At 63.9% G+C, this 3,555-nt stretch carries 5 protein-coding genes; all 5 read right to left on the reverse strand.

The window, feature by feature from the left end:
• Positions 1 to 158 precede the first annotated feature (158 nt).
• Genes ENZ75_RS25145 through dhaL form a run of 5 tightly spaced genes read right to left on the reverse strand, consistent with a single transcriptional unit; the run spans position 159 to position 3,476 of the window.
• A complete protein-coding gene (locus ENZ75_RS25145) occupies positions 159 to 581 on the reverse strand; it encodes a hypothetical protein (RefSeq protein ID WP_013528088.1) in 423 nt (140 codons plus the stop codon).
• Between the two features lie 11 nt (positions 582 to 592).
• Entirely contained in the window at positions 593 to 2,179 is a 1,587-nt protein-coding gene (gene ptsP, locus ENZ75_RS25150) for a phosphoenolpyruvate--protein phosphotransferase (protein ID WP_063169894.1), read from the reverse strand.
• Positions 2,163 to 2,465 carry an HPr family phosphocarrier protein gene (locus ENZ75_RS25155; protein WP_013528086.1) on the reverse strand — a complete coding sequence of 101 codons (303 nt, stop codon included), beginning with the start codon at positions 2,463 to 2,465 and terminating at the stop codon, positions 2,163 to 2,165. The genes ptsP and ENZ75_RS25155 overlap by 17 nt, the downstream gene beginning before the upstream one ends.
• Positions 2,466 to 2,487: 22 nt before the next feature.
• A complete protein-coding gene (gene dhaM / locus ENZ75_RS25160) occupies positions 2,488 to 2,877 on the reverse strand; it encodes a dihydroxyacetone kinase phosphoryl donor subunit DhaM (RefSeq protein ID WP_013528085.1) in 390 nt (129 codons plus the stop codon).
• The gene (gene dhaL / locus ENZ75_RS25165) at positions 2,874 to 3,476 is read right to left on the reverse strand and encodes a dihydroxyacetone kinase subunit DhaL (protein ID WP_063170451.1); all 603 of its coding nucleotides are present in this window, start codon (positions 3,474 to 3,476) and stop codon (positions 2,874 to 2,876) included. Before dhaL ends, dhaM begins: the two co-directional genes overlap by 4 nt.
• Positions 3,477 to 3,555 lie beyond the last annotated feature (79 nt).

The following is a 3,555-nucleotide window of genomic DNA, read 5'->3' on the forward strand; positions in this document are numbered from 1 at the left end:
GGCGGCGACGAAGCCGTCGAGGCTTTCGGTCAGCACCGTGTCCACCGAATTGATAAACTTCTTCACGGCCGTCTCCTCCCGAAATAGGCCTTCCAAAGCAATTCCAGGAAAAGTGTATCGCGGTTTTCCGTCCGGAATTGCGTAAAACAAGAGTTCGATCAGCCACTCTTGCCGGTGATGCTGGTGATCTTTTGGATAAAATCGTTCACCGCCTTATCGAGCGCGGCGTTCTGCTTGTCGTCGCCGAAATCCGGCACGATCAGCGAGACATGCCGCGTCTTGCGCATGCCTGATGCGATCGACATCTTGCCTGGATGCGCCTGGTGATAGGCGGCGAGAAACTGGTCGCGCTCGGCCGGGCTGAAATGGCAGACGGAAAATATAGCCGGCAAATGTTTTGACGGAATCGGGATCGAATAGGCAGGACTGGAAATCTGCGTGACGAAGCTGCGGTGCTTGCCGAGCGCATCGGCCAGGCGCTGGCGCATACCGGACGGGCGCTGGTCGATGACCTGCGACAGGATCGTCTTGTAGGCGCGGATCGCCTCTTCGGAACCGGGTTCGGGTGTCCTGTCGACCATGCCGGCCGCGCCTAGACAGAAACGTCCGCGACGGCCGCCTTGGCCATGGCGAGTTGCGCCGGCGCGACGGAAAGATCGCGCAGGCCGGCCTCGATCAGTGACGGGATCGAGGCTGGATCGCCGGCTGCATCGCCGCACAGGCTGACCGGGATCTCTTCCCGCTGGCCAAACGCCGTCACGGCAGCGATCAGCCGCAGCACGGCCGGATGACGGACCGAATTGAGATGCGCCACGGCAGCGTTGTCGCGGGCGGCCGCCATGACATACTGGGTGAGATCATTGGAGCCGATCGAGAAGAAGGCGGCATCGGTAAAGGCTTCCGGTACGATCGCCACCGAAGGCACTTCGACCATGATGCCGAGCGGCGGCATGTTGTGTGCGACGCCGCGTGCGGCAAGTGCAGTCTGCTCTTCGGCGAACATCGCCGCTGTCTGTCGGTATTCCTCCACAATGGCGATCATAGGGAACATCACTTTCAGGCTGCCATGGACAGCGGCGCGCAGCAGCGCCCGGATCTGTACACGAAACACCTCGGGTCTTGCCAGCGACAGCCTGATCCCGCGCAGGCCGAGAAACGGATTGCTCTCCTCGACCGTAAAGCCGGGCACCGGCTTGTCGCCGCCGGCGTCAACGGTGCGGATCGTCACCGGTTTTTCACCGGCCCACTCCAGCACCTTGCGATAGGCGCGATACTGCGTCTCCTCATCCGGCAGCGTCTTGCCGAACAGGAATTCGGTGCGCATCAACCCGACTCCGTCGCAGGTCGTAATGTCGATGAGGTCGACATCGGACGGGTCGGCGATGTTGACCTGCACGCGCACCGCCGTGCCGGCCTTGGTCACCGCCGGTCGCGCCAGGAACGTCCCGGCCCGGTCGCTGCGCGCCCGGAATGATGAGGACGATTGGCGAAAAGCAGCGATTTCAGTCTTGGAGGGTGACAGCACAATGCCGCCATGTTCGGCGTCGAGCAGCGCTGTGCCGGTTAGACGAGCCAGCGAAGTGCCCAACCCGACAACCATCGGCACGCCGCGCGAACGCGCCAGCATGGCGACGTGGCTGGCGGTGCTGCCCGCCTTCAGTGCGATGCCGCCGCCGCGGCTCCAGTCGGTTTCGAGAAAACGCGTCGGCGCGATATCCCAGCCGTAGAGGATGGCGCCGGTTGGCGCCTGGACGTCGCCATCCTCGGACAGCGCCCGCAGCACCTGGTCCCTGATATCGCGTATGTCGGCGGCCCGTGCGCGGAAATAATCCTGGTCTGACGCGTCGTAGCCGGCAATCTCGGTATCAAGCGCTTGCCGCCAGGCTTTGTCGGCTGGCAGGCCGGTGCGGATCGCGGCAAAGGCCGGGCTGCTCAGCGCATCGTCTTGCAGCATGGCGATCTGAAACTCGAGAATGTCGGCGGCATCGCCCTCGGCCATCTCGCTCAATGCGGTGAGACGGCTTGTCGCGACGGCGATTGCGGCTTCGAGCGCGGCCTTCTCGTCGTCGGCTGTTTCTTTGCCGACATAGGATACGACAGTCTGGTCGAGGTCGAACAGTGGCCCCTCGGCATAGCCGGCCGAGGCCGAAATGCCTTGCAGTCTAAGCGGTTCGGACATGGTCCGCGCCTTCGTCGAAATCGCGCCGCACCAGTTCGACCAACGCGTCGACGGCATCATTGGCGCCGTCACCGCTGGCCCTGATGTGCAGCACGGTGCCCTTCGGCGCCTTGGCCGCCATCACCTTGACGATGCTCTTGGCGTCGAACCATGGCCCGTTGGCGGCGAGCGCGATCTCCACCTCGGCGGCAAAACTCTTGGCCAACTTGGTGAACTTCACCGAAGGACGCGCGTGCAGACCCACCTCGTGGGTGATCACAACGGTCGCTTCGGCGGATGCGGACATGTCTTTCAAAATTCCCGTTCGTTCACGACGGCGACAATTCATGTGCCGTCGCCACCACTTCCCGCAGCGAGGCGCCGCCGGAGGCCTCGGTCGCTGCCATCACCGCGCCTTCGACGATCGGCGCGTTGCAGACTATGATCTTGTGCGAGCGTGGCTCGCCGATCATCTCCACCGCCATTTCCGAGTTGGTCTCCGCGCCGCCGAGATCGACCAGAATGGCGACACCGGCTTCCGACCAGGCCTTGTCGATGGCGCCCATGATCGCCTCGACATTGGTGCCGAGCCCGCCATGGCCGTTTCCGCCGCACCATGCAAGCGGCACTTCGTCGCCCACCATCTGCCGCACCATGTCGGCCGTGCCCTCGGCAACCAGCGGCGAATGCGAGACGATGACGATGCCGACATTGCTCATGCGCTTTCCCCGAGGCTGTGCGCCACTGTGCGCACCAGCAGCGCGGTTGAGCGCGCGCCGGCGTCCATATGACCGATCGATCGGTCGCCCAGGAACGAGGCGCGGCCACGCAAGGCTTTCATAGGCACGGTCGCGTCGGCCGCGGCGTCGGCGATATCGGCGATTTCAAGAGCTGTCTTTCCCTGCAGCAGCGCGTCATGCACCGGCTGCAGCACGTCGAGCATGGTTTTTTGTCCGATCTGCGATTTGCCGCGTGCTGCCACAGCTTCGATCGCCTTGCCGAACGCCGCCGTCAGATTGGCGCGATCGGGTTTCGCCGAAATCTCCTTGCCGAGTGCCAGGAACAGGGTGCCGAACAGCGGGCCGGAGGCGCCGCCGACCGTCATCACCAGCTTGGTGCCGATCGCCTTCAGGGCATCGGGCAGCGGTTTGGCCGAAAATGCTTCGGCTTCGGCGCGCACGGCCTCGAAGCCGCGCTTCATGTTCAGCCCGTGGTCGCCGTCGCCGATCGCCTGGTCGAGCGCCGTCAATTCCTCGGCGTTCGCGGCGATCGTATCCGCGGCGGCCGCGATCAGCCGGGCAAGGTTCAACGCCGCCATGTCACCCGCATTCCCGGTTTCCATCTTGCCGGCAGTATCGAAAGAACGGTCATTCGACAACTGGAGCATACGTCAGGCC

This window comes from Mesorhizobium sp. M7A.F.Ca.CA.002.04.1.1 (genome assembly GCF_004022805.1).
Classification (GTDB): domain Bacteria; phylum Pseudomonadota; class Alphaproteobacteria; order Rhizobiales; family Rhizobiaceae; genus Mesorhizobium; species Mesorhizobium ciceri.

Excerpts from the sequence above, each read along its gene's own strand:
- ENZ75_RS25145 (WP_013528088.1), bottom strand. The coding sequence starts at position 581 with ATGGTCGACAGGACACCCGAACCCGGTTCCGAAGAGGCGATCCGCGCC.
- ptsP (WP_063169894.1), bottom strand. The coding sequence starts at position 2,179 with ATGTCCGAACCGCTTAGACTGCAAGGCATTTCGGCCTCGGCCGGCTAT.
- ENZ75_RS25155 (WP_013528086.1), bottom strand. The coding sequence starts at position 2,465 with ATGTCCGCATCCGCCGAAGCGACCGTTGTGATCACCCACGAGGTGGGT.
- dhaM (WP_013528085.1), bottom strand. The coding sequence starts at position 2,877 with ATGAGCAATGTCGGCATCGTCATCGTCTCGCATTCGCCGCTGGTTGCC.
- dhaL (WP_063170451.1), bottom strand. The coding sequence starts at position 3,476 with ATGGCGGCGTTGAACCTTGCCCGGCTGATCGCGGCCGCCGCGGATACG.